Source organism: Bradyrhizobium sp. Kon69, from assembly GCF_055807515.1.
The window spans coordinates 1-345 of the sequence record NZ_JBVVOS010000189.1; the positions used below are offsets into that span (position 1 = coordinate 1).

The 345-nt window shown below is 60.0% G+C and carries 2 protein-coding genes; one reads left to right on the forward strand and one right to left on the reverse strand.

The features are described from left to right. Positions 1-22 precede the first annotated feature (22 nt). Complete coding sequence (locus tag AC0L3U_RS38770; protein WP_473365019.1) at positions 23-94, forward strand: DUF4113 domain-containing protein; 72 nt, start codon at positions 23-25, stop codon at positions 92-94. Here AC0L3U_RS38770 and AC0L3U_RS38775 read toward each other — a convergent pair. Then, on the reverse strand, positions 67-345 hold a 279-nt coding region (locus tag AC0L3U_RS38775; protein WP_473365018.1), incomplete at its 5' end, for a hypothetical protein. The genes AC0L3U_RS38770 and AC0L3U_RS38775 overlap by 28 nt on opposite strands.

A 345-nucleotide genomic window follows, 5' to 3' on the forward strand; every position in this document is an offset into this window, starting at 1 on the left:
GCCGGCGCCGCCGGCCTGGGCGATGCGTCGTGAGTTGATGAGCCCGAACTACACCACCAGGCTTGATCAGCTCTGGATGGTAAATGACAATTGAGGCGTCAGAATTGAAGGAGTTTCAAAATGTGCAGTCATTACGAAGCACCGGCGCCGCAGCGGGTAGCTGACACCTTCGGCGTTGAACCCTATGAACAGGGCAAGCTGGATCTGTGGCCAGGCTACATCGGGCCCTTCATCCGCCGCGCGGAACACGTCGACCTCGAGGCAGAGTCGCCGGCGCCGAATGAAGTACTCGCCGGTTCGTTCGGCCTGGTCCCTTCCTAGAGCCAAGACACCAAAATCGCACGG